General features: G+C 39.7%; 16 protein-coding genes. 13 read left to right on the top strand and 3 right to left on the bottom strand.

The window, feature by feature from the left end; translation table 11 throughout:
* Nucleotide 1: 1 nt before the first annotated feature.
* The 3 genes from ACYIA1_RS13360 to ACYIA1_RS13350 form a co-directional block, all read right to left on the bottom strand.
* The gene (locus ACYIA1_RS13360; protein ID WP_005861390.1) at nucleotides 2-1,561 is read right to left on the bottom strand and encodes a sensor histidine kinase; all 1,560 of its coding nucleotides are present in this window, start codon (nucleotides 1,559-1,561) and stop codon (nucleotides 2-4) included.
* Nucleotides 1,562-1,825: 264 nt separating this feature from the next.
* Nucleotides 1,826-4,645 (bottom strand): TonB-dependent receptor, encoded by a 2,820-nt coding sequence (locus ACYIA1_RS13355; RefSeq protein WP_044545677.1) that lies wholly within the window; start codon nucleotides 4,643-4,645, stop codon nucleotides 1,826-1,828.
* A 130-nt stretch (nucleotides 4,646-4,775) separates the two neighbouring features.
* On the bottom strand, nucleotides 4,776-5,327 hold the full coding sequence (locus ACYIA1_RS13350) for an RNA polymerase sigma-70 factor (RefSeq protein WP_034527742.1): 552 nt from the start codon (nucleotides 5,325-5,327) through the stop codon (nucleotides 4,776-4,778).
* A 323-nt stretch (nucleotides 5,328-5,650) separates the two neighbouring features.
* Between ACYIA1_RS13350 and ACYIA1_RS13345 the strand changes: the two genes are divergently transcribed.
* The 13 genes from ACYIA1_RS13345 to ACYIA1_RS13285 all read left to right on the top strand — a co-directional run bounded on the left by ACYIA1_RS13345 (nucleotide 5,651) and on the right by ACYIA1_RS13285 (nucleotide 25,532).
* On the top strand, nucleotides 5,651-6,709 hold the full coding sequence (locus ACYIA1_RS13345; protein ID WP_009018305.1) for a FecR family protein: 1,059 nt from the start codon (nucleotides 5,651-5,653) through the stop codon (nucleotides 6,707-6,709).
* A 184-nt stretch (nucleotides 6,710-6,893) separates the two neighbouring features.
* The gene (locus ACYIA1_RS13340) at nucleotides 6,894-10,154 is read left to right on the top strand and encodes a SusC/RagA family TonB-linked outer membrane protein (RefSeq protein ID WP_196008784.1); all 3,261 of its coding nucleotides are present in this window, start codon (nucleotides 6,894-6,896) and stop codon (nucleotides 10,152-10,154) included.
* 17 nt (nucleotides 10,155-10,171) lie between these two features.
* Complete coding sequence (locus tag ACYIA1_RS13335; protein ID WP_009018303.1) at nucleotides 10,172-11,860, top strand: RagB/SusD family nutrient uptake outer membrane protein; 1,689 nt, start codon at nucleotides 10,172-10,174, stop codon at nucleotides 11,858-11,860.
* 16 nt (nucleotides 11,861-11,876) lie between these two features.
* Entirely contained in the window at nucleotides 11,877-12,548 is a 672-nt protein-coding gene (locus ACYIA1_RS13330) for a 3-keto-disaccharide hydrolase (RefSeq protein WP_009018302.1), read from the top strand.
* A gap of 13 nt (nucleotides 12,549-12,561) precedes the next feature.
* Entirely contained in the window at nucleotides 12,562-14,073 is a 1,512-nt protein-coding gene (locus ACYIA1_RS13325; protein WP_009018301.1) for a Gfo/Idh/MocA family oxidoreductase, read from the top strand.
* Nucleotides 14,074-14,218: 145 nt separating this feature from the next.
* Entirely contained in the window at nucleotides 14,219-14,791 is a 573-nt protein-coding gene (locus ACYIA1_RS13320; protein ID WP_008773822.1) for an RNA polymerase sigma factor, read from the top strand.
* A 68-nt stretch (nucleotides 14,792-14,859) separates the two neighbouring features.
* On the top strand, nucleotides 14,860-15,870 hold the full coding sequence (locus ACYIA1_RS13315) for a FecR family protein (protein WP_009018300.1): 1,011 nt from the start codon (nucleotides 14,860-14,862) through the stop codon (nucleotides 15,868-15,870).
* 281 nt (nucleotides 15,871-16,151) lie between these two features.
* Nucleotides 16,152-19,328: a TonB-dependent receptor gene (locus tag ACYIA1_RS13310; RefSeq protein WP_480335492.1), complete on the top strand. Its 3,177-nt coding sequence runs from the start codon at nucleotides 16,152-16,154 to the stop codon at nucleotides 19,326-19,328.
* A gap of 12 nt (nucleotides 19,329-19,340) precedes the next feature.
* Nucleotides 19,341-20,930, top strand: coding sequence for a RagB/SusD family nutrient uptake outer membrane protein (locus tag ACYIA1_RS13305; protein WP_288655133.1), 1,590 nt, complete (start codon nucleotides 19,341-19,343; stop codon nucleotides 20,928-20,930).
* Between the two features lie 111 nt (nucleotides 20,931-21,041).
* A complete protein-coding gene (locus ACYIA1_RS13300; RefSeq protein WP_288655135.1) occupies nucleotides 21,042-22,382 on the top strand; it encodes a glycoside hydrolase family 28 protein in 1,341 nt (446 codons plus the stop codon).
* 17 nt (nucleotides 22,383-22,399) lie between these two features.
* The gene (locus ACYIA1_RS13295; protein WP_288655137.1) at nucleotides 22,400-23,815 is read left to right on the top strand and encodes a glycoside hydrolase family 140 protein; all 1,416 of its coding nucleotides are present in this window, start codon (nucleotides 22,400-22,402) and stop codon (nucleotides 23,813-23,815) included.
* 33 nt (nucleotides 23,816-23,848) lie between these two features.
* On the top strand, nucleotides 23,849-25,027 hold the full coding sequence (locus ACYIA1_RS13290; RefSeq protein WP_196007007.1) for a glycoside hydrolase family 172 protein: 1,179 nt from the start codon (nucleotides 23,849-23,851) through the stop codon (nucleotides 25,025-25,027).
* 121 nt (nucleotides 25,028-25,148) lie between these two features.
* Complete coding sequence (locus ACYIA1_RS13285; RefSeq protein ID WP_005861419.1) at nucleotides 25,149-25,532, top strand: hypothetical protein; 384 nt, start codon at nucleotides 25,149-25,151, stop codon at nucleotides 25,530-25,532.
* Nucleotides 25,533-25,557: the final 25 nt, after the last annotated feature.

Below are 25,557 nucleotides of genomic sequence, written 5' to 3'. Positions count from 1 at the left end.
ACTAACTTTTTATAAGAGGTAAAGTAATAATAAATTTTGTTCCAATGTTTCCGGCACCACTTTCAGCACGGATCGTACCTTTGTGGTCCTCAATAATTTTGCGTACGTAAGCGAGTCCGAGACCGAACCCTTTCACGTCATGTACGTTGCCTGTCGGTACGCGGAAGAAACGGTCGAATACCTTTTTCAGATATTCTTTCTTGATACCGATACCATTATCTTCCACGGAGATCAACAGCTTTCCGTTCTCGTTCCAAGTGCGTGCCATCAATGTAAGCGGAACTTCCGGGCGGCGGTATTTAACCGCATTGTCCATCAAGTTGAACAATACATTGGTGATATGCATTTCATCCACATATATATCCGATTCTGTAGCTTGCAGGTCTATATCCATTGTACCGCCGTACTTCTCAACCTTTAAAACGAAGGTGTTAGCCACGTTCGCTACCAAATCATTCGCGTCAATTTCTTTCAATTTAAGCGCTGCTTTCTGTCGTTCGAACAAAGACATCTGTAGCACTTTCTCGACCAAGAAGCTCAATCGCTTCGTCTCGTCGTTGATTACGCCGGATATATGCTTGAATACGTCCGGACTCTTCGTTATATCCGAATCCTTCAACATCTGGGCGGCGAGCGAGATCGTGGATACCGGTGTCTTCAACTCGTGCGTCATGTTGTTGATAAAGTCGTTTTTCATCTCGGATAACTTCTTCTGACGGAATACGATGTAAATCGTGAAGACGAAGGTTATCAACAGGATCAATGAGAATATAACCGATGGAACGATGAAAGTAATAGAGCTTGAGATATAATCCCCTTTCGTCGGAAAATAAACTCTCAGGTAGTTTAGTTTCGATGGGGGATCGTTCGGGAAAAGCACTTGGGTGATCACGTCAGAGGCGATCGGTTGCTTTTGGAATTCTCCGCTCTGGTATACTACATTTCCATCTTTGTTAATAACAGAAAACACAAACGGCAAGTTCAAACCGTTGTTAATAAATTCTGTTTTTAAGTAATTGTTCAGCTTTTTAAAATCTATACGTTCCTCGATCGGCTTTAGATTCGCGGTGTATAAGATGTTGTAAATCACCTCCTCTATCAGTCCACCTTGGTACTGGTAACGTCTTTTTAGTGTCTTCTGTAAATCTTTAGATGTGTTTACGATGCTGTTGGCAGACTGCCGTTTTGACAAGGAAGAGAGCGGCTCGAACTTATGGGCGCTAAAACTTTGCATCTCTATTTGTTGAACGGTTCCATTAGAATCCTTGATCTGTAATTGGTATTTCTCATGGTTGATCACTTGTCCTAGGCTTTGGGCATCCGGGGCATTTTGATACATGAAATTTGTCTCATCCCGGTTGATATCATCCTCGAGGTATTTACGGGTCTCATCCAATTCCAGATTCTTAGATACTTGGCGCAGGCTTCTTTTGACAGTCTCATTGAACTGTTCGCTGCGTGTCTTAAGTATAATGCTCACATAGTTTACCTGTAGGTATAATAACCCGGCGAAGGCAAAAGCCATAACTACCGCAAGCAACCAAATTGTCGACTTCCTCATATCAATATCTTTCTCTTAATATTGCAACAAATAACGTATGTTTTAGTTTAATATTTACACAAAAAAGGTAAAAATAATCCGTTTAAAATGTTAATAATACTTTGTGGGCATAGAGGATGTATGCTAGCTAAGCATTGAAACTCCGCTGTTAATGCGCTAGTTAGCGTTATTTTATCCTAAGTTTTTTATATATTATCCTAAGTAAAAACAAGTCCGGTGCGTTTTTTGTTGCGTACGGACTTTATAAAGTCTCCACTTAGGGGATTAAAATCGATGTCCCGGAGGAGCGCCCATCGGACCTCTTCCCCGTCCGCCTCTACCCGGCGTTTTCACGTCGCTGGTAGTGGCTCCGCCTTTGAAGATGCTGAACCGATAGATGAAGTGTACCATGAAATAACTGCCTAGCGTGTTATATTCTGAGTCTTGTATATAGCTAGCGGTAACGGAACGGGAGATATTGCTTCGTTGTTGCAGGATGTCGTAGATCTTGAAACGGAGCGTCCCTTGGTTATTCTTTAAGAAAGACTTGGAGGCTGAGGCATTCCATAGGACTTCGTTCTGTTTGAATCCGTCCCCGTAGCCAGAGTTGGTAGACCAGTTCACGTCACTCTCTATCTTGAAATTGAGGGGCAGATAGATTGTCGTGTAACCGCCGGCTCCGTAATTGAAGGTGTTTTGGTTATTTTCCTTTTGCAGGGAGTTGCTGGTGGCATTGTAACGAATATTCCCGTTTACGCCCAGATCCAGATAAGAGGAGCGGAAGTCGATACCACCACGTTCGGACAATATGAGATTCCGGTTCGTATTCTTCTCCTCGTTGATATATCCGTTGCTATTAGCGAACGAGGCCATTGTCATGGAGTTGATGGAGAATTTCTTATTCTTCAAGGGGGTATTCAACATCATACGGACGTTGCCACTATAGTTGCCATTTACGTTTTTGTAAGTGGTGGTCTTTACACCTGTCTCTTGGTTATAAGAGGTATAACTTACGATATCGTTGATGATATAACTACCGTTTGCCATGATCATGAAGGCCCGTTGTTTCTCCGGCGTGAACTGTTGGAAACGAATAAATACGTTGTTCGTATAGCGGGGATTCAAATCCGGGTTACCGATCGTGATATTCGTCGGGTCCGAGATATCCGCTACCGGTTGTAATTGAGTCATGCTCGGTTGGCTGGTACGGCCATTATACATGATACGAAGATTCGTACGCTTATCGAACATATAGTTGAATTGAGCCATCGGGGAGAGGTTGACCACCTTACGGGTTATCTTGGATAAGGTCGTGTCGCCAACGAAATTCTCGCTGCTGGAATAGGATGGGTCCAGATTCAAGCCGATCGTGTAGTTGAACTTTTCCCGTTGAGACTTGAAGCTCAAGCTGGCCCGCTGGCTGATAAAGTTATTGCGATAGCTTTGGCTGTAGGCGGAATCTAATACATTATATATACCATCAGCGTCTTGGTTGTAAACATTCTTCAAGGCTTCTTGTTTCCGTTGGCTGATGCTATAAGTGGCTTGGATGAAATTATTATGCCCGATCGGTTCTACCCACGATACGTAGGCCCGGTAATTGAAACCTTTGTTGTCGTAACGTGAGCGCTGGTCGATAATGCTATTCTTCAAGGCATCAGTCTGGTTGAAATAAACGATGTCGGAACGGTTCATGCCGTCACTGTACGAATCGCTATTGCCTCCGGAAAGGGTGGCGCTGAACACACGCCCTTTGTTATTCAGCTTACGGCTGAAATCGATGCTGGCATTTAGGTTGTACCCGTTACTTTCCGAGTAATTGCTGGATTTGTTGGTATTGACCGTATCCCGTTCGTTATCCAAGGTGGTAGCATCACTGAAATTGTCGTTCATGCTGTGGCTGAAGCTGAAACTCGGGCGGAAGATAAGTTGAGTCATCGTATCCGGTTTCCATTCCAAGCGAAAGTCTACGCCAAAGTTATCGCTCTTCGTACGGCTCATCGCCTCGCTATTATCATAGGAGGAACTATCTCCGGGAAGGATATTCTGCCGATCACTCTTGCTGCGAGCGTCATTGTCGGAATGGGAATAACGAGTATTTCCCCCAAGAGTTAGTTTATCCGGCTTGAATTCCTTGCTGAAGTTCAAACCTGCGTTTCCGGAAGAGGTGATACCGCTACCCGCTCCGAAACCTCCTCGTCGGCCTCCACCGCCTCCCATACCGGAGAACATTGTTGAGGCTAGATCGGAAAAGCCCATATTATTCGTGTTATTCGCTCCCCCCATGAACGTGATCTGGTCATTATTCACGAAACGATTGACCATGGCGTTGCCTTCATACCGATCTTTACTTCCGTATCCACCATATGCGTTGCCAAACCAACCTTGCTTCATGCCGGGTTTCACGGTTAGGTTGATGACGGTCTCTTCCTCTCCATCGTCGAAGCCGGTCATTTGGGCCATATCGCTTTTCTTATCAAGTACCTGTAATTTATCGATCATCTTGGCTGGAAGATTCTTGGAGGCCACTTTCGGGTCATCGGAGAAGAACTCCTTTCCGTCCACCATTACCTTTTTCACCTCTTTTCCATTGACGGTGATCTTGCCTTCGCTATCTACCTCCACACCGGGCATCTTTTTCAATAAATCCTCCAAAACGGAGCCTTCGGTTACTTTATAAGAATCCGCATTGTATTCCACAGTGTCGTTGCGAACGGTAACCTCGGGTGCCTTACCTATAACTACGGCTTCTCCCAACTCGATCGCTCCGTCGCTTAATTCAAGTTTACCTACGTTTACGGGGTTTTTCTTTCCGGTGATTTGCAAGGGTTGGTACAATGGATCGTATCCGATGAATGTGATGTGTAGTAAATAACTTCCTTTCTTTACGTTTTTCAAGGTAAAACTACCATTACGGGCGCTCACCACACCTCGTACCATGGCACTGTCTTTTACGTTCAGCAATCGTACCGTTGCTTGCTCGATGGGGGTATCACTACCTTGCTCAACGACAGATCCGGTAACATTAACACCGCTTTGCTGTGCGAAAGCCATCGGTGAAAAAAGGATCATCAACAACATCAAAAGGCACTTTCCCGATTTCATAACTATATGGATTACATTGTTTACAATTACGAAAAGATAGACATGGTTCATTCAAAATAGTTTAATATAGCTTTTATGGATTTGATATTATTAACAATCGTGCAGGCCTTTGGATTTATGGAGAGTATTCTTAGAACAAGAACATTATAAAAGGTAAATAGTCCTTCAACTTAACTCGCAATATTTTCAAGGATTGTGTAATCCGGTATTCCACGGTTTTTATAGAAACCCCTAAGGCCTCTGCGATTTGGAGATTAGATTGTTCTCCGAATCGGCTAAGTTTAAATGTCTCCCGATAATTCTCAGGCAATTCTTCGATTGCTTTCGTGATATTCTCTGTAAGCTCGTTTACGAAATAGGTATCAGGATTCTCAAATTGATCTTTAATCTTATCATAAATCAGGCTATGTACTCGCTCATGATACAATTGCCTTTTGATCGCATTGAGGCAACGATGCTTAACAGCCATAAAAAGATAGGATTTCAAGGATATCTCTACAAATAAGGAATTTCGGTTTTCCCATATAAATAACATTAGCTCCTGAATAAGTTCTTCGGCATCCTCATCAGAAACATATTGGGAAGCATATTCGCATAGTGGCGAATAAAATTTGATAAACATCTGTTTAAAAGCGTCTTTACTTCCTAATTGTATTTGTTCAATTAAAGTAGAATCATCCATAGCACCTTCTTCATCCTTTCTTTTCTGTAAGCAAAGATATATTTTATCTTGGATATTCAAGGTTAAAATTAGGGTAACCACATCGAAATATCACTTTTAGGACATCCTTATCGCAAGATATACTTACTTTACCGATGAAGTACTACTTACTTTACTGATAAAGTATATATCCTATGGGAAAGTAAGTAGTAAAAGTCTAACGGTCTTCCGTAAAAAAAATTGATGCGGTTACCTTGGACTAAAAATGAGAAAGTTGAAAAAAATTGCTTTTTAGTTAAGGGTGTGTTCTTTCAGGATTGTCTTAGTTATAGAAACAGATAAGAATGAAAACTGAAAATAGACATATTAATTTCCAAGAGCCGGAAGGTATGATGCTTTTACGGTATATAAAGGACACAGCTTCCAATGAGGAAAAATCTTATATTGAAGCTTGGCTGGAAGCGGATGAAAATAATAAGAGGATCTTATTACAGACCGCCCGTATATATTATGCGAACAATGCGATGGAACGGATCGCTAGCCGAAATCCATTGATTGCCTACGAAAAGCTGGAACAACGATTAGCAAAACGGACCCGTTTATATTGGTTGAAGAGGTTCTCTGTCGCTGCGGCTTGTATAATTGCTATCATTGGACTATCAACCTTATTTTCCCATAGAAAGGTTGATTCTGAATTTGGAGATCCTCAAATTATAACACTTCAGGCAAATGCGGGAGTCCGTACACGCTTTAATTTACCGGATGGTACTGTTGTTTATCTAAATTCGGGTAGTGTTTTATCCTATCCGATGTCTTATGACCAAAAAGAAAGAAAAGTATATTTATCAGGAGAAGCCTATTTTAAAGTCACTCACAACGAAAAACAACCTTTTATTGTCAGTACTTCAGGAGATCAGCATAGGGTTAGAGTTTTAGGCACGGAGTTTAATATACAAGCTTATGGGGATGAGAATATAATTTCGACTACTTTAGTGACGGGCTCCGTAAATCTCGAGGTGAAGAATAAATCAGGGAATGTGAGTCATAGGACGTTACTACCATCCGAAAAAGCGATTTGCAACTTGGATAAAGAAGAAATTTCTGTGATGAAAATAAACACGATGTATGAAACCGCATGGATGGATGGCAAACTGATGTTCAAGGATACGCCTTTACCTGAGGCTTTGAAAAAATTGTCATATTACTATAATGTTGAATTTGTGATTCAGGATGCGGAGATTAAAAGCTATTGTTTAACCGGTATTTTAGATAATAGGTTGCTATCTCAGACACTAGACTATTTGAGAATATCTTCAAATATTGATTATCGTATAGAAGATATGAAGACAGATGACAGCAAAGGTACTAACCGTACTCGAGTTATACTTTGGAAAGGAAAATAAAGAAAAATGTATAACAATTAAATAATATGGGCCTATGGAATAAAAGAACAAGAAAGTAGACTTGGTCTATCTAAAAAACATACGGGAAAATGTTACCAGCATCTTCCCATATGAAACAATTTGATAGAAGGTCTTTAAACCGACTAAGAAATTTATTTTTTAATCTTAAATCAATTACAAAAATATGATGAATAATTTATATTTCCAACTTGATGGAGATAAATCAGCGTTTGTCAGGTTGGTATCTAAAATATCAAGAATTATGAAGTTGACCTTATTTCTTGTATGTTTATCAATTAGTATGTCATTTGCTATGACAACAAATGCTCAAAGCACCTCACTTTCTTTTAAAGCGACAGATCAATCTATAAAAGAAGTTTTGGAACTGATTGAAAGTCAAACTGATTTCCACTTCTTTTATAATAGTAAATTAGTTGATATCAATCAAGTAATATCTGTTGATATAAAGGATAAAGATGTGTTCACTACATTAGATCATATATTTGAGAATTCGAATATACGATATAAAATAGTAGGAAAAGATGTGATTCTATCAGTAAAAGGCAGTAAGTCTGATCAAGATGAAAAGACAGTAACAGGTACTGTTGTTGATGAGACGGGGGAGCCTATTATTGGTGCAAATATTGTAGAGAAGGGTAAAGCAAATGGAACTATGTCTGATTTGAATGGTCATTTCTCTATTGTAGTGTCTTCCGATGCGGTACTCCAGATTTCTTATATTGGATTTTCTCTTCATGAAGAAGCCGTGAAAAATAAAAATGTACTTCAGGTCATTATGAAAGAGGATACACAAAAATTAGATGAGGTAGTCGTTGTTGGTTATGGCTCAGTTGACAAAAAAGAGTTGACTTCTGCTGTAACCGCTGTTTCTAGTAAAGACTTTTTACAAGGAGCATTTACAAGTCCGCTGTCAATGATCGATGGAAAAGTATCAGGCGTTAATGTCTCGAATGCGGCGGCGGCAGATCCTAACTCTTCTCCTAATATCCAGATGCGAGGTGCTTCTTCCATAGAGGCAGGGAATTCGCCATTGGTTATTATAGACGGAATGCCGGGTGCAGATTTAAGAAGTGTCGCTAACCAAGATATTGAATCAATTACAATATTGAAAGATGGTTCGGCTGCAGCGATTTATGGTTCACGTGCAGCGAATGGAGTTATTTTGGTGCAAACAAAAAAAGGAAAGGCTGGAAAAGTTTCTATATCTTATGATGGCTATATCGATCATGATATGGTAGCTAATCAACCAGAAGTACTTTCTGTGGATGAGTTTCTTGCGCATGAAAGAGATGTAGATTTTGGTCATCGGGTGGATTGGTATGACAAATTGTTGAATAAGAGTAATCTGGGTCAAAGTCATTATTTAGCTGTTTCAGGAGGAGGTGAAAATTTGACCTTTAGAGCTTCAGCCAATTATAAGAAGAAAGATGGCTTGGATATAGCGTCTTCTAGAAAAGAGTATGGAGTTAGAATGGGATTCACCGCAAAGACATTAGAAGGTCTGCTAGAGATTCAAGGAAACTTGTCCACGCGAGTTATCAATGAGGAATATGTGGATTATGGCGTATTTCAGCAAGCGGTAAAATTGAATCCGACTCATCCATTGATGGATGAAAAAGATCCTTCTAAATATAGTACTCTGTATGGGTTTGATACCTATAATCCTGTAGGATGGTTGAAAGATAAGGAGGATGGAGGTGATAGACAGTTTTCCCTTGCTGATTTTAAAGTGAAACTAAATATTTTACCGACGCTAAATACTGAATTATCTCTAGCTAGACAGAGTCAAGAGTATTTTAAACGTATATATGTTAATTCAAATCATAAGGAATCTATAGATAATATGCGTTCCGGACGAGGAACTCTGCAGGAAGAAAATTATACGGATTATACATTGGAATGGATCGGTAATTATTTTACGACAATTGACAAGCATACAATTAAATTAATGGCTGGATATTCGTATCAAGAGTTTAATCATCGTAGTTTTTCTTCAGAGAATGCAAATTTTCCTTCGGATGCGATGTCCTATAACAATCTGGAAGCTGGAGATTGGAATATGGCAGCAGGTCGTTTAGGGGTATCTTCGTTGAAAGAAAAAGAAAAGACAATAGGTTTTCCTGCGCGATTGATTTATAACTATGATGATACTTACTATTTGACGGCTTCTGTTAGATATGAAGGAAATAGTAAATTTGGGGCAAATCATAAATGGGGATGGTTCCCTGCAGCCTCTGCGGCATGGCGAATGTCAAGTTTGCCTGCTATTAAAAATATTGAGGCCATCAATGATTTAAAACTCCGTTTTTCATATGGAGTTACAGGGCGCTCTGGTTTCCCAAAGTATTCAGCGTTGGCTCGTTATGAGCAAGGTGGGTATTGGCTAGACGATAATGGACAATGGACCCAAGCGTGGGGACCTACGAATAATCCTAATCCTGATTTACATTGGGAAAAGCAGATATCTTATAACTTGGGTGTGGATTTTTCTCTTTTAAAGAATAAGTTATCAGGTAGTTTGGATGCCTATGTAAAACAAGGTAAAGAAGTAATTTCTAATTATGACGCTCCACTACCCCCTTTTATGTTTGATCAGATATTTACAAATGTAGCTTCTACTAGTTCAAAAGGTTTGGAACTGACTTTAAATTGGGATGTTGTAAACATGAAAGATTTTAGTTATTCGACTAATCTAGTTGCTTCTTTTACGAAATCTAAACTGGATAAATTCTCGAATGGTACATATCAGAAAGGATATATGGATCGATATTTACTGCCAGCTCCCGGAAATCCCGGCTATGCCCAACGCTTACAAGACGGAGTGGAAATTGGTTCTTTTTATGGCTTAAGATATGCGGGAGTTGATGATAATGGCAATATGTTGGTTTGGAAAGACGCTAAAATTGGAGGAGAAAAAATACTCGCTAATGGTGAAGCTAGTGATACAGACAAAGATTATATTGGCCATGGAACACCTAGATATTCTTTGTCTTGGGGGAATACATTTCGATATAAAGGATTTGATTTAAGTCTATATTTCCAAGGGCGCTTTGACTATCAAATATTGAATATGTATCAAATGTATTATGGATTAGTTGCTGAACCGGGTATGAATTTATTAGAAGATGCTTATGGAAAGAATGGGCATATTAAGTCAGGAAAAGTGATGTGTGATTATTTTTTGGAGGATGGAGATTATTTTAGGTTGGATAACATAACTTTAGGATGGACTCCAAAATTAGATACAAAGTGGATTAGCAATTTACGGGTATATGCGACAGTTAAAAATGCGTTTACTATTACGAAATATTCAGTAATGGACCCGACATCTGTGGATATAAATGGTCTAGAACCAGGTATTAGCGGTCTAAATGTGTATCCTATTGCCAGATCATTCACATTTGGAATTCAAATTTCATATTAATCTTAATTTCATTTATTATGAAGAAGTTTAAATATATAATAGTTCTTTTCGTAATGGGATTAATCTCATTTTCTTGTACAGATTTAGATGAAGAGATTTTTAGTGAGATTACAACGGATAACTATTATCAAAATAGCAATAATATTTATGCGGCGTTGGTGAATAACTATGCTAAGGCTTTTAGTACGGGTTGGTCTGATGCTCGATACTTTTTACAGGAAGTTACTGCCGACCAGTTAATGATTCCGACAAGAGGAAAACATGGTTATAATGGTGGGGAGTATGTTCGTTTGCATGAGCATAAATGGACTGTGGAGGAGAATTTCGTATATAATGGTTGGGCTGCTCCTTTTCAAGGTATAGCATTATGTAATAATACATTGTCTGATTTTGAAAATCTAGATTTCTCTACGTTTAAATTGACGGAAGAAACGAAAAATGAATATATAGCCGAATTAAGAGCTCTTCGGGTTTGGAATTATATGTTTTTAATAGATTTCTTTAGGCATGTACCAATTGTTACAGATATAGAAGAAGTGAAGGCTCAATCTACACCCCTAGAAGTATTTAACTTTATGGAGTCAGAGCTTTTAGCTATATTACCGGACTTACCTAAAAATAGGGGGGTATCTAGGTTTGATCAAGCAGGAGTAGCTTCTATACTTGTCCGTTTATACTTGAATGCGGAAAAATGGATAGGAATCTCAAAATATGATGAATGTGAGCAAATGGCTCAGGCTATATTAGATGGAAAATATGGAGAATATAGTATTGACCCTGATTATAGAGGCCCGTTCCGCTCGGGGATAAACGGTTATAGATCTAAAGAGAATATTATGGAATTTGCGATTAAGAAAAATTATTTTGAGGCATCTTGGCTATATAATATGTGGATGCACTATCAAGATCGTTATTCCTTGGATAATGACTGGCAAGGTTGGAATGGAGGTAATTTAGCACCGTCTCGGGACTTATATGGAAATTTATACCAAGATAAATTAGGTATGCCGTTTGAAAAATTCCCGGATGGAGATATCCGAAAGAAAGCTTTTAGAGTTATTTCAAATGATGGAGATTATGAGGGCTTTTTCTTGATGGGAACTCAATATAAATTTGATTATGAAAAAGGGTATGGATTTACAGATGAAGTAATAACTGGTACGGAAGAATATAATGGTAAACCTCTAGTTTATGTGGATCAAGTTGGACGTTTTTCGGAGGGAGAGACTGGTTTAGCCAAAGGATCTCATGTAATTTACGGAGAAGAGAATACAGGATATCGTTTGATAAAATTCCCTTGGTTACCTCAATCGAAAGATTTGTTCCAAATGAACTCTATTCCAGAGATCAGATTGGCAGAGATTTATTATTCGTTAGCTGAATGTAAATATAGATCAGGGGATAAGATAGGGGCTGCTCGGTTGCTGGATGTGGTTAGGAAACGTTATTATAAAGCGGAAGATTGGTCTAAATTTAGTTACGAATCTAATATCTCGAAATTAACCGATGATGAATTTGTCGATGAATTAGGTCGTGAGTTCATAGGAGAACGTCATCGTCGTATTGATTTAATACGATGGAATCGTTTTAGTGAAGGTGCGTGGTGGGATAAAACTCCGGATGCGACGAATCAAGACGTATTTCCGATTCCTTATCGTGCATTGAATGCGAATCCTTTGTTAAAACAAACAACAGCTGGCTTTTAATAAATAGAATCGATATATGAAACAGTTTATAAATGTAAAAAGAGTATTTACCGTATTGATTATACTTTTGTTATTAATATCGTGTAGGGTCGAAACTGATTATAGACCATTATTTGACAAAGATTTATCAAATGCTGATTATGATAGTTCGGTTTGGACCTTTAAAAATGGCATACTTACTGCCACAGCCGATCAATCTATTTGGACAAAGGTGCAGTATGAAAATTTTATCTTGGATTTAGAATTCAAGACAGATGTGAATACAAATAGTGGGGTTGTGATTTATTGTACGGATAAGGGTAATTGGATCCCATCTTCCATTGAGATTCAAATAGCCGATGATCATCATCCTGAATGGCAATCATATCCAGAATATTGGCGTTGTGGTTCTATTTATGGACATAAAGGAGCAAATGAACAATTGGTCGTGAAGAAACCGGGAGAATGGAACCGAATGATTATCACTGCTAAAGGTCAGCAGATAGATATCGAATTGAATGGAAAACATATTGTTTCGGCTAATTTAGCAGATTGGACTTCTGGAACAACAAATCCAGATGGAACAGAGATTCCGGAATGGCTACCAATCCCGTATGCGAATATGCCAACAAAAGGTTATATTGGTTTGCAAGGGAAACATGGAGAATCTAATATTTGGTTTAGGAATATTCAACTGAAACAACTTTAAAATCATCATTATTATGAGACATATATCAAGAAGAGATTTTTTGAAGACAGGAGCTTTAGCAGCAGGTTTAACGATCGTACCAAATTCTGTTTTAGGTAAAACGCATGGGTTTACTTCACCAAGTGATAAATTGAATATTGCTGGAGTTGGTGTCGGTGGAATGGGCCGTGGTAATTTACGGAATATGAGTACAGAGAATATTGTGGCTTTATGTGATGTAGATTGGAGATATGCAGAGAAGACTTTCAATGATTATCCAAAAGCAAAAAAATTTAAAGATTGGCGTGTTATGTTCGATGAGTTCGGAAAATCAATTGATGCGATATTGGTTGCTACTCCAGACCATACACATGCAGGAGTTACTGCTCATGCTATTACATTAGGGAAGCATTGTTATACTCAAAAACCTTTAACTCATTCTGTTTATGAATCTCGTTTACTAGCAAAACTCGCTAAAAAATATAAAGTAGCGACGCAAATGGGTAATCAAGGAAATTCTTTTGATTGGTGTCGTCAAATAGCAGAGTGGATTCAATCCGGTGTTATTGGGGAAGTATATGAAGTTCATTGTTGGACAGATCGTCCGATTTGGCCTCAAGGATTAATGCGGCCTAGCGATAATCCGAAATGCCCGAAGACTCTTGATTGGGATTTGTTTATTGGACCGGCGCAAAAAAGACCATATAATCCAGTTTATACACCTTGGAATTGGCGGGGATGGTGGGACTTTGGAACGGGTGCTTTAGGAGATATGGCTTGCCATATTATGGACCCACTTTATTGGGCACTTGATTTGAAGTATCCGATAAGTGTGATAGGTAGTTCAACCTTGAGTAATTTATATTCGCCACCTCATGCACAAATTGTAACTTATACGTTCCCGGCTCGTCCCCCAAAAGGAAACACAAAAATGCCTGAGGTTAAGGTATATTGGTATGATGGAGGTTTAATGCCTCCTCGTCCGGAGGAATTAAAAGATGGACAAATGATGGGAGATGAAAATGGTGGTATTATTTTTATTGGGACAAAAGGGAAAATCATGACTGGCTGTTATGGAATGAATCCAACTTTATTGCCCGTATCTGATATGGAACATTTTAACCAGCCTAAGCCTTCAATACCAAGAGTTAAAGGAGGTAATGGCAATATTTGGTCTACGAATGCCCATGAGCAAGATTGGATTCGTGCTTGTAAAGAATCTCCAGAAAACCGAGTAGAATCATCTTCAAATTTCCAATTCTCCGGACCTTTTAATGAAATGGTAGTAATGGGAGTTCTTGCGGTACGTCTTTCTGGTCTTCATGGGCTACATAGAGAATTGTTATGGGATGGAGAGAATATGAAATTTACCAATATATCTCCTACTGACACAATTAAGATTGTAACAGTTGATGATTTTAAAGTTGTTGATGGTGATCCTCGTTTTGATCGTCGTTTTGCGGACTTTAATGCTCTTGATGTTGCGAATGAGTGGATTAAGCATACTTATAATAATGGGTTTAGTTTACCCAGTATGCCATTCTGAGAACATAGAAAGGTCGTGAACTTCTGTTGGATGTCATTTAGTTAAAGAGTATCTGTAGTAGATAGAGGTTATTTCTTTTCAAGAGGAAATAACCTCTTCTTATTTTTTTATTTTATATTTGTTCGGTCAATATGTGCTAGAGGAGATGGATGTAGAACGGATATACCTAGAACGATTACGAAGCGGTTCATACAGAGACTTTACGAAACTGTATGAATCATACGCTTCACGCCTATATGCGTTCGCATTGCACTTGACTCATTCTGATGCTCTTGCAAAAGATATTGTACAAGAGACATTTATCAAAGTGTGGGTGCGGAGAGAACAAATTGATTTAGATATGTCTTTCAGTGCTTTCCTATTTACGATGGCCAAGAACCAATTATTGAATGAGTTTCGTAGGCAGGCAAATAGTCCGCTTTTTTTGGAAGATGTTGTACTGAATGAGTCTGGAGATGGAGAGGAAACAGCGATTGAACGTAAATTATCTTTTGAGGAATTTAACCATAGACTGGAAATAGCGAAACAAAAGTTGACACCTCGCCAACGAGAACTGTTTGAGTTAAATAAGGAACAAGGTATAACTATAACAGAAATAGCGGCTAAAGCCTTAATTTCAGAACAATCTGTGCGTAACCAGTTATCGCAAGCCTTACATGTTTTAAGAAAGGAGCTCGGTAAGTATGCTTTGCTGTTCTCTCTTTTCTTTATCGGATAAATAAAATTGAAAAATAATATTCTTATGTTTTATAACATCTAAAAAGGCATGTTATAAATTAACGGCTCATGTGTATACCTTATAAAAAGGATATTATGCAGGAATCACATACATATTATTTGCTCTCAAAGTACATGGATCATACGATCTCTACGGAAGAGTTGAAAACACTACGGCTTTTGGTTAATTTGTCTGATGATGATGAATTATCGCTGTCATTGTCTCATTTATGGGAAAATGGGCGACCCTTTGAAGAGGTTGATGAGAGAATCATACGAGATATGTTCAGTGAGATTCAAAATCGAACGAGAAAAGAACGATTCGTTATGGTGTTTAGGAAACTGGCTCGTATCGCCGCAATACTATTAATACCTTTATTAAGTATATTGTCTGGTTATTTATATTTCAATCCAGTCGATCAGAAGGGTAGCATTGGCAATTTAGTGGTTCATGCCGATAGAGGGGAAAGATCGGGGGTGACTTTACCGGATGGAACACAAGTAAAACTAAATGCGGAATCGAGCTTAAGTTACACTCACGATTTCGGTCGAGAGCTTCGACAGGTCAATTTAGAGGGAGAGGCCTATTTTGAGGTGACTCGGAATGAGGATAAACCTTTCGTGGTACATACTGAATATCTGGATATAGAAGTGTTGGGCACAAGTTTTAATGTGTATTCGTATGAGCGGGAGAATGTCATGGAAATGGCCTTGATATCGGGACGGATCAAGATACAGACTTGTTCAGACCCTTCTCGTGTCGTTTATCTAAAACCAAATGAAAAAGCATTGTTCAATAAAGAATCGGGTATTATAACCGTGGAGAAAACAGATAATCGATTTGAAACGGCGTGGTTAAGAGGAGACCTCGTTTTTCGATCAACGAAATTAAGTGATGTCTTGGCCAAACTAGAGCGTAGATATGGCGTGAATATCCATTTGAATGATTTTTCTTTAGCGAATGACTTATTTACCGGAAATTTTGATAGTGAATATATCGTAGATGTAATGGACCTTTTAGAGAGGCATTATGACTTTACATATGATATACGAGGAGATGATATCTTTATACATCCTTGAGCGAGTGAAAATAAAATGTATAACCTTAAATCAGTTCTTATGCGACAAGATTCTTCATAATAAAAACGGAACCGAAAAATGGTCGAGATTTTCCGGTTCCCCAATTAATACTCCATTTACGAGAATGGCGATCAAGCCATAAAACGGATTGTATCAATTTTAAAAAATAATATATGTTCAAAAGTAGAAAAAATCAATGTAGCTATATAATTTTTTTGGCTCTATTTCTGTTTTTTAATCCTATTTTGGTATTAGCTCAGACAGGAAGTGTCACTCTTTCCATGAAGAATGCTACATTAAAGCAATTTTTTGAGGCTGTAGAGAAACAAACCACATATATATTCTCTTATCGGGATGCTATAGTGGAAGGAAAGAAAGAGGTAACTTTAAACGTGACGAATCAGCCGATTCGGCGTTTGTTAGATGATGTACTGCATCAAAGAGACTTGCAATATACGATGACAGGGCATTCAATTGTCGTAACTTTAAAGACTGCCGGTAATGTAAAGCTGGTATCTGGTACTGTCGTGGATAGTAACGGTGAACCGATTATCGGAGCGAATGTTGTTGAGAAAGGAACTACGAATGGAACGGTAACGGATATTTCGGGAAATTTCTCATTAAATATAAATGATAGCGGTATTTTACAGATCTCGTATATTGGGTTTAATACTCAAGATGTAGCTGTGAACGGAAAATCAAGTTTAATGATAAACTTGAAGGAAGATACTCAAAAACTGGATGAGGTAGTCGTTGTTGGTTATGGCGTGCAGAAGAAGTCGAATGTAACGGGATCTGTGGCTTCTATTAAGACGGATGATTTTAATGATTTAAATATGGATGTGTCGCATGTTATTCAAGGCCGTGTGGCAGGTGTCAATGTTTCCAATGGGAATATTATCATTCGTGGAGCGGCTTCTATCAATGGCGCAGATCCGTTGTGGATCGTGGATGGAGTGCCGGGTAGCGCTCCTAATTTTAATGATATAGAATCTATCGAGATCTTGAAGGATGCGGCTTCGACTGCTATTTACGGTGCTCGGGGAGCAGGAGGTGTGATCCTTGTTACCACTAAAAAGGGAAAGATAGGGAAACTTTCTATTAATGCGAGAGTAAACTTTGGAATAGAGACTCCGATCGATTTGCCGGATATGCTGCATACCGCGGACTTTATTGACCGGAAATTGGCGGTAGGCTTCCCTAATAATCCCAATTCCGGCTGGGATAATCCCGCTTCGCTACCAGATACAGACTGGGAAGATCTGGTTTGGCGTAATGCTTTTAGGCAAAACTATTTTTTACAGATGACGGGTGGTAATGAGAAAACTACATTTAATATGTCTGCGGAGTTCTACAAGAATCAGTTTATCGAACGTTATTCATTTGAGGATGCGGGTAATTTCCGTGTGGCTAGCCAGACAAATATAAGTAAACGCGTGAAATTTTCCGAGATCCTGACTGTTGGTTTTAATAATACGGATCCCCATTTGTATGGGCAGACGAATAATGATTATGTTTATTACCGCCAAGTTCCTACGATGGTGCCTTATGATAATACCAACGAAGCTGGTGGAGGTTGGGGAAAACATCCGGCAGGTGGTTACTACGAGGGACCTAATCATGTGGCTACACTAATGTCTCATCATGAGAATGAACGTAGGTTTTGGGCCCGGGCAAATGCGATTTTGGATTGGGAGATTATCAATGATTTAAAATTCCAAGCGAATTTCTCTGCCAATTTTGACTCCCATGCGAATAATTTGTTTTTAGAGTCATGGAATTTGGGATCTTTATCTCAACAGGATTATTACTCGAAAGATTATGGCTCCGGTTATGATTTACGTATGTTATATACATTGACCTATGACCATACTTTTGGGGAGAAACACTATGTAAAAGGTATGGTTGGCTACGAGGCTTATCGGGCGACGGCTTCTTCGGCAGGTGGTTGGAAAAATGGCTTTTTGGTTCAGCCTTCGGATGATATTAGTTTAGGTACGGGAGATAAAGATGTATCCGGAACGAAAACGGAAGGTCGTAGTTTATCCCAGTTCGCTCGTGTAAACTATGCTTATGATGACAGGTATTTGCTAGAGGCTAGTATTCGTCGGGATGGTTATGATAACTTTGGTCCAGAGAATCGGTTTGGTGTGTTTCCTTCTGCTTCTGTCGGTTGGAATGTGGGAAAAGAGAGCTTCGTAAAGGATAATATAACATGGATGTCTCAATTGAAATTGAGAGGAAGTTATGGTAAAATTGGTAACAATACAATTCCTCAATTCTTGTATGAACCTTCTTTTACGAATAATTATCTATATTATTCATATGATGGGCAAAATACGCAGAGAGGATTCTGGTATTCAAATGTTGCGAATGCTACGATTAAATGGGAAGACGTGGCCCAATGGAATATAGGTGTTGACGCAAGTTTTCTGGATAATCGCTTGAATACGACAATCGAGTATTATGATAAGAAAACTTCCGATATGTTATATTCAGTAGGTGTGCCACCTTCTGCCGGACCTTCTTCGGAACCATTTAGCGAGACTTCTTCTTATCGGGCTAATATCGGAAAGATAAGCAATAGAGGTTTCGAATGGATGGTTCAATGGAGGGATTCCTATAAAGATTTTAGGTATGACGTGGCTTTTACGTTGTCTACCAACAAGAACAAAGTGGTAAAGTTAAGTGACCAAGTGAATCCGATCATTTGGGCTGGAAGCGATGCGGCTTTGAATAGTTCTATTTATCGTACGGAAAATGGACAACCGATGGGACAGATGTATGGATATGTCGTGGATGGTATTATTCAAGACCAAGCGGAAATCGATGCCTTAAACGCTCAATCTCCGGATGGATTGTACCAACAAGCAGGTACGGCTCCGGGTGATTTGAAATATAAGGATTTAAATGGAGACGGAAAGGTGACGAATGAGGATAAGACATATATCGGTAATCCTTGGCCGGATTTGATGTATGGATTGAATATAAATTTGTCATGGAAAGGCTTTGATTTAAGTATGGGCTGGTTAGGAAACGCAGGTGTTGATGTCTTTAATAGCGCTAAGCTTTATGAAAGAAGTTTCTATGGCGACTATAATACGACTTATAAGGTATATGAGGCGTGGAGTCCGACGAACCGGGCAACTTCACATCCTCGAGTAACGAAAGAGGACCCGAATGGAAACTTCAAGAATGTCTCCTCTTATTTTGTGGAGGATGGTTCTTTCTTTAAATTGAAGAATTTACATTTCGGCTATAATTTACCGAAATCAATACTTTCTCATTTGAAGATAGAAGGTTTGAAGTTTTATATTAATTGCGATAATTTATTTATTATCACAAAGTTTCAAGGAGATCCTGAATTGGGTGGTGGATATTTGGAACGAAATATGTATTCTGTGAAACGGGCTCTATCCACCCGCACCATTATGGGCGGTTTAAGTTTAACCCTCTAAATTAATAGGAAGATGAAGAAATTAGTTATATTATTAGCTGCTGCGTTAACTTTTAATAGTTGTTCGGATAGTTTTCTGGATTTATCAAATCCCAGTGCGTTATCTCCAAGTGTCTACCCTAAATCTATGGCGGATATGGAGACTATCGTAACATCAGTTTATGCGAATATGGTCGCTGTGCCTTTGTATGGAAAGAGGGTTATGGCGAAAGGGACATTCTGTGTGGATCATACGGTAGATATGGCTTGGACTGGTGACGCCAACTGGAACCAGTTGGCGACCAATCAAGTGACTTCTGATAATGCTTACATTGGGACGTTATGGATTGGTTATTATAAAATGATTTCTTGTGCGAATACCGTATTGGAGCAATTGGAAAGAATCGACAAGGAGAAGTTTACAGATGCGGATTTAGTAAGGCTTTCGCAGATGAAGGGAGAAGCTTTGTTTTGGAGAGGTTGGGCACACCAACAGTTAGTAGCGTTTTTTGGAGAGGGATATCCTTGCAACGGGGAGGGCGATAGAAAAGGTGTACCTGTTCGTTTACAGGTAGCATCGACTCCGGATATGCTAAATATAGAACGTAGCACGGTGGCCGAGGTTTACGATCAGATCTTGAAAGATTATGAGGCAGCCAAACTTTTGCTACCTGCTGTATGGGAAGAGAGGGCGGACTATCCACGTCCAACCTCTGTTGCCGTTGCTAGTTACATCGGGCAAGCGAATTTGTATATGGGTAATTATGATGCGGCAAAGAAAGCGTTGAAAGAGGTTATTGATTCTTCCGGAAAAGAATTGCTCCCTTTCAATGAATATGCGAAGATGTTTAATGAGGATCAGGAGAAATTTAATAGAGAATCGATCTTAGAGATTAATTTCCGTAATGGGGATACTTCCGGATATTTTTGGTATGGAGAAGGTTCTCAATATGGATTGATCGCTGCCTTATGTTTCCAGAACGCAAGTGGAGATGTTGAGGCGGCCGGTTGGGGTAATATTTTCTTTCATGATGCGAATATTAAACGTTTTAATGGAGATCCTCGTTTGGATATCGCCGCTTTGCGTCCGGGAACTCCTGTTATTATGAATGGACAGCAGACGCAGGTTCTGAAATATAAGGATACGGAGGCTGACATTCAAGGTTGGAGCATGCGAAAATACAATCCGTTGAAAAGTACGGTGAATGAGTTGAATTTAGGGGTTGGTATTAATATGTATTTGATGCGTTTGGCGGATGTATATTTGATGTATGCGGAAGCTTGTCAGGCTACGGGAGATGAGGTAAATGCCCGGAACTATATGAATCTGGTAAGAAGAAGAGCTTATAATGGAGATAGTTCCCATGATATAACGGCTAGTGGAGAAGCTTTGAGAGATGCGATTCGGGAGGAACGTTTCATGGAGTTCTGCGGTGAGGGCGTACAACATTGGCAAGATGTTTGCCGCTGGAAGGTCTTGGATGAGGAGATTAGCCGTTGGTATGGAAAGACACGTGTTGGTAATCCGCATTATGATGCGAAAGATTTGTATTTCCCGATACCCAAGGTTGAAATGGAGAATAATCCGAATATGACACAAAGCATAGGTTACGAGAACGAGTAGATATAACTTGTTGAAAAGTTCATCAAAGAAAAGGAATAGGATGGTTCTCTTGGGATCGCTAATCCTATTCTTTTTTTATTCCTTTATGATCATATTAAATCTTATTGAATAATGAAGATGATAGATGTGTCGAAAGTAAGAGTCTTTCGGGGGAGTCTCTTTGTATTGTTTATGCTCTTTATGCGGATAGGTTGGGCCTCAAATGATGATAGCACCTATAATATCGTGGATTTTGGAGCTAAAGGAGATGGAATAACAGACAATACCCAGTTCATCAACAGGACAATAGAAGCTTGTACCTTGAGAGGGGGAGGAACGGTTATCATTCCGGAGGGAACGTTTTTGACAGGAAGTATTCTGCTGAGAAGTAAAGTAAACTTATTTTTAGAAAGTAATGCCGTAGTGAAAGGCATAAATAATCTGGAAAAGTACCGTTCTATATCCGATCTTAATCAAGATGAGACTTATTATAAAGTAAAACCCCGGAATTGGAACAAGGCATTGCTTTTAGGAGATCAAGTTGAAGATGTGTCAATTACAGGAGAGGGGGTAATCGATGGTGCCCATATTCAAGATAAAAAAGGTGAAGAAGGGATGAGAGGCCCTCATATTCTCTTTTTGTCGAGATCGAAAGGGATTAAGATATCGGGAGTTAAACTACGAAGAGCATCGAACTATGCTTTTATGAGTTATGATATTGAAAGGGCTTCTTTCGATAATCTTTTAGTGGAGGAAGGATGGGATGGGATTCATATTCGTGGCGGAAAAGATATCCGTATCCGAAATTGCCGTTTTAATACGGGTGATGATGCTGTTGCGGGTGGGCTATGGAAGAATGTGGTAATAGAGAATTGTTATATGAACTCATCGTGCAATGGGATAAGGTTGATAATGCCGGCTACTGGTTTAAAGATCGTTGATTGTGAATTTAGAGGTCCGGGAAAATATCCACATCGGACTTCCGGTGAGCAAAAACGTAGGAATATGCTTTCTGGGATATTGCTCCAACCGGGCGCATGGTTCCCTGCGTTTGGGGAAATAAAGGATATATTGATATCTAGCTGTTCTTTTGATCAATTGGATAATCCGTTTCTAGTCACATTGAATGAGGGGAACCGGGGAGAGCGGATCTGTCTGGAGCATATAAGAGGTACACGTTTAATGAAAGCGGCCGCCTCGGTAGAGAGTTGGGGAGATAGTAGTTTGAAAGATGTCCGGCTTTCGGATGTTTCCTTATCGTATATTGGGAATAAAGATCAAGAAATAGTAGGACGTACTCCCTCGAAGCCATTGACAGATTATCGTGCGCTCCCTTGCTGGGGGCTTTACCTTCATAATTTAGATCGAGTGATTTTACGGAATGTTCGATTAGTTTGTGAGAGTGGGAAAGTTAGCCCAGCCTCATGCTTCGATAATGTGGGGTCCGTGGAGATTTATAATGTAAGTTTTTAATCTTAAAAAGAATTAGTATGCGAAAATATCTTTTGTTTTGTCTAGCTTTTTGTGTATTGGGTTGTTTGGCTCAAGATTTGATCGTCCGTCCGAACGATCCTATTATTTATAAGAAAGAGGGCGGTGCCTTTTTATGGCTGGGGGATACGGCTTGGGAGTTATTTCATGTATTGGATAAGGAGGAGATCGTTCATTATCTGGATAACCGGCAAAAAAAGGGCTTTACGGTAATACAGGCTGTTATCTTATCTGAACTGGATGGTTTGGATAAACCGAATGCGTACGGATATTTGCCCTTGATTGATAAGAATCCTACCCAAATCACGGAAGGATACTTTGAGTTGGTGGATTTCGTGATTCGAGAGGCTGGAAAACGAGGACTGTATATTGGGCTTTTACCTACTTGGGCGAGTAATGTGGTAGAGAAAGACGGAAATCCGGCTTTGTTTAACCCAGATAATGCGTATACGTACGGGAAAATACTGGGAACCCGGTATAAAAACGAAGCTGTAATATGGATTCTTGGTGGCGATAGAAATGTAGTTACGGATAAGGAGTTTGAAATCTGGCAGTCTATGGCGAAAGGAATTCAAGAAGGAAATGGAGGAACACAACTAATGTCCTATCATCCGACAGGAGAGATTTCCTCGCATTATTGGTTTCACAATGAGTCTTGGCTATCATTCAATATTCTCCAAAGCGGACATTACCGCCGGATGGATCCGGTATATCGTTTTTCGGGTATGTATGCTCAATTGAGTCCGATTAAACCGTTTGTAAATGCGGAACCTTCATACGAGGACATACCGGTTCGTTTCTGGGAATATTTTGATTATGCTAAATTCGGGAAGAAAAAGGAGGACATAATAGGTGATAACGGGTTGATTAAGGATACGACTTATTTTACGGATGGAATTTACGATGACTATGATATTCGTATGCAGGCTTATTGGACTTATTTGTCTGGAGCTGCCGGATATACATATGGGAATAACGCTATTTGGCAAATGTATAAGCCCGGAGGTAAATATCATGTACCATGCCTCACGTTTTGGGATGGTGCGTTGGATAGGCCGGGAGCCGAATGTATGCGCTATGTAAAGTCTTTGTTTACGATGTATCCGTTAGAGCGTTTCCGTCCGGATCTATCCGTTTTGTTTGGAGTTAATTACAATGACGCAAGTTATATCACTCCAGTTTTAGCAAAAGATAAGACTTTTATTTTAGTTTATTTGAGTCAAGGGCAGGATGTAAGAATACAAATGAGTAAATTGCGATCTTTTGGTAAAGCTTATTGGTTCAATCCGAGGAATGGGGCGAGAACTTTGATCGGAGCGGTCGAGAATAAGGGAATTCGTACATTCAATGCGCCCGGAGAAGCGGGAGAGAGGGGAAATGATTGGATCTTAATTTTGGAGGCGGATGATAGGTAGACGATGTATAAATTTTAAATAATAAAAGTCATTATGAAGAAGATCAATGTTTTGCTGTTAGCCTTTTTGCTGTTAAGTTTTTGGGCGAATGCCCAGCAGTATCCTTTTAACGGGTTGGATATGAATATGGGAAACCTTTCTCGTTTGTCGAATGCGCAGAGTCGTTCGATCAGTCCGGAGAATTTTACGGGGGAGAAAGGGAAAGGAGCGATGGCTGATCCCGTGAGAGATAAGGATGTCCGGAATAAGGCGAATGCAGCTGGCCCAGCGAAAGATTTGGGGAAAGGCTGGAAAGTAAATCCTTTTATTATCGTGAAACCGGGGGAGACAGTTACTATCGCGGAGATTGATGGCCCGGGGGCTATCCAGCAGATATGGATGACTCCCACTGGCAACTGGCGATTCTCGATACTCCGTATGTATTGGGACGACGAGAAAGAGCCTTCGGTTGAATGTCCGGTCGGGGATTTCTTCGCCAGTGCTTTTAATGAGTATGCCCAACTTTCCTCGTTGGCGGTCTGTGTAAATCCCGGGAGCTCTTTCAATTGCTACTGGAAGATGCCGTTCCGTAAGAAAGCACGCATAACGTTGGAGAATATTAATAATGCGGAAGAGATGCGTTTGTATTACCAGATTAATTATACCTTGACGGAAGTGCCGGAGGATGAGGGATATTTCCATGCGCAGTTCCGCCGTTCCAACCCGACACAAGGCTCTATCCATACGTTGGTGGATGGAATCAAGGGAAAGGGACAATATGTCGGAACTTATTTAGCTTGGCGTGTCAATGATAACTGTTGGTGGGGTGAAGGAGAGATCAAGTTCTATATGGATGGCGACAAGGAATACCCGACCATCTGTGGAACAGGTACGGAGGATTATTTCTGCGGTTCGTATAACTTCGAGAATCAGAAAACACATCAATACCAAGAATTCACCACTCCTTATGCGGGAATGCACCAAGTGATCCGTCCGGATGGCCTATATCGGGCTGTTACGGCGTTCGGCTTGTATCGCTGGCATATCTTGGACCCGGTTCGTTTTGAAAAGGATCTGAAGGTTACGATTCAAGATTTGGGTTGGCGGCACGATGGTAGGTATAATAATCAAAAGTCGGATATCTCATCGACTACTTTCTGGTATCAGGCGGAACCACACGCTAAATTCCCGGCATTGCCCAGTAAGGATGATTTGGAGATTCCGAGATGGTAAATGGCCTGTGGTAAAATGTTAAATGTTATTTGTGATTAAACCTTTCCTTTTTATCGATGTCTATTTTTTCGAAGCGCTTCATAAACAGGTAATTTATAATAAAAGTAATAAGTAGTAGTTTATGAAAAAGGTAATAGGATTGTGTTTGGTTGTATTGTTGAGTTCAACTTCTGTGTTCGCTCGTGAGAACAGGCGTATGGACAAGCGTAAGATGGATCCGTCCGCACGTTGCGAGAAGATGATCGCCGACTTGAAGTTAGATGAGAAACAAGCGGTGGAGTTCCGTAAACTTCAAAAAGAGTATATGGAAAAGGCTCAGAAAGAACGTGAGGCGATGAAGGCTGAGCGTGAGAAGCAACGGGAAAAGATGTTGGCCATGCGTGAGGATAAGAACGCCCAGATGAAAAAGATATTGACGGAGGAACAATACAAACAATATCTGGAGAAACAGCAGCCTAAAGGGAATAAACATGGCAGAAAACATCTAGGTAACGGACGTAGATAAAGAAGTCTATAGATAGATAAAATGG

It is taken from the genome of Parabacteroides sp. KHUB-02 (genome assembly GCF_056640955.1).
The sequence above is the reverse complement of the archived record's forward strand: the minus strand, read 5'-3'. Positions and strand labels throughout refer to the sequence as shown.

What these genes read in the sequence shown, in the direction of transcription:
- ACYIA1_RS13360 (WP_005861390.1), bottom strand. Translation starts at nt 1,561, where the DNA reads ATGAGGAAGTCGACAATTTGGTTGCTTGCGGTAGTTATGGCTTTTGCC.
- ACYIA1_RS13355 (WP_044545677.1), bottom strand. Translation starts at nt 4,645, where the DNA reads ATGAAATCGGGAAAGTGCCTTTTGATGTTGTTGATGATCCTTTTTTCA.
- ACYIA1_RS13350 (WP_034527742.1), bottom strand. Translation starts at nt 5,327, where the DNA reads ATGGATGATTCTACTTTAATTGAACAAATACAATTAGGAAGTAAAGAC.
- ACYIA1_RS13345 (WP_009018305.1), top strand. Translation starts at nt 5,651, where the DNA reads ATGAAAACTGAAAATAGACATATTAATTTCCAAGAGCCGGAAGGTATG.
- ACYIA1_RS13340 (WP_196008784.1), top strand. Translation starts at nt 6,894, where the DNA reads ATGATGAATAATTTATATTTCCAACTTGATGGAGATAAATCAGCGTTT.
- ACYIA1_RS13335 (WP_009018303.1), top strand. Translation starts at nt 10,172, where the DNA reads ATGAAGAAGTTTAAATATATAATAGTTCTTTTCGTAATGGGATTAATC.
- ACYIA1_RS13330 (WP_009018302.1), top strand. Translation starts at nt 11,877, where the DNA reads ATGAAACAGTTTATAAATGTAAAAAGAGTATTTACCGTATTGATTATA.
- ACYIA1_RS13325 (WP_009018301.1), top strand. Translation starts at nt 12,562, where the DNA reads ATGAGACATATATCAAGAAGAGATTTTTTGAAGACAGGAGCTTTAGCA.
- ACYIA1_RS13320 (WP_008773822.1), top strand. Translation starts at nt 14,219, where the DNA reads ATGGATGTAGAACGGATATACCTAGAACGATTACGAAGCGGTTCATAC.
- ACYIA1_RS13315 (WP_009018300.1), top strand. Translation starts at nt 14,860, where the DNA reads ATGTGTATACCTTATAAAAAGGATATTATGCAGGAATCACATACATAT.
- ACYIA1_RS13310 (WP_480335492.1), top strand. Translation starts at nt 16,152, where the DNA reads ATGAAGAATGCTACATTAAAGCAATTTTTTGAGGCTGTAGAGAAACAA.
- ACYIA1_RS13305 (WP_288655133.1), top strand. Translation starts at nt 19,341, where the DNA reads ATGAAGAAATTAGTTATATTATTAGCTGCTGCGTTAACTTTTAATAGT.
- ACYIA1_RS13300 (WP_288655135.1), top strand. Translation starts at nt 21,042, where the DNA reads ATGAAGATGATAGATGTGTCGAAAGTAAGAGTCTTTCGGGGGAGTCTC.
- ACYIA1_RS13295 (WP_288655137.1), top strand. Translation starts at nt 22,400, where the DNA reads ATGCGAAAATATCTTTTGTTTTGTCTAGCTTTTTGTGTATTGGGTTGT.
- ACYIA1_RS13290 (WP_196007007.1), top strand. Translation starts at nt 23,849, where the DNA reads ATGAAGAAGATCAATGTTTTGCTGTTAGCCTTTTTGCTGTTAAGTTTT.
- ACYIA1_RS13285 (WP_005861419.1), top strand. Translation starts at nt 25,149, where the DNA reads ATGAAAAAGGTAATAGGATTGTGTTTGGTTGTATTGTTGAGTTCAACT.